The sequence below is a fragment of the Bacteroides sp. 51 genome, from assembly GCF_010500965.1.
Classification (GTDB): domain Bacteria; phylum Bacteroidota; class Bacteroidia; order Bacteroidales; family Bacteroidaceae; genus Bacteroides.
On sequence record NZ_QVMI01000097.1, the window covers coordinates 1 to 396 of the forward strand.

Consider the following 396-nt stretch of genomic DNA (forward strand, 5'->3'; position numbering starts at 1 on the left):
ATAAAGAAATATATGATCCTCGAAATCATCCGCGGTACCCGCGATGCCGACGAGCGCGAAATGCGCCTGCGCGATGAATGGCCCGACTTTTACGAGCAACTGCGCCGGGAGACGTATCCGGGGCTGAGAAGGATTGAGTACAAAATCACTTTTGTGATTTTGGAGTTGACAGTTGATAGTTGACAGTTGACAGTTGACAGTTGAGAGTTGACAGCTTATTGAGTTGAAAGTTGAAAGTTGAAAGTTGAAAGTTAGGAGTAAGAACAAAAAGAGTAAGAGGTAGGAAGTAAGGATTAGAGAAGTAATTCAGAATTCATAATTCAAAACTTAAAATTAAAATACATGAGAAGTAATTTTATATTTTTGGCTTTGTTGCTATTAGTAACAAATATAAAC

The 396-nt window shown here is 38.4% G+C and carries 1 pseudogene; it reads left to right on the plus strand.

Annotated features, from left to right (window positions below):
- Positions 1 to 183, plus strand: a pseudogene (locus tag D0T87_RS23655) (hypothetical protein); the annotation flags it as partial.
- Between the last annotated feature and the right edge of the window lie 213 nt (positions 184 to 396).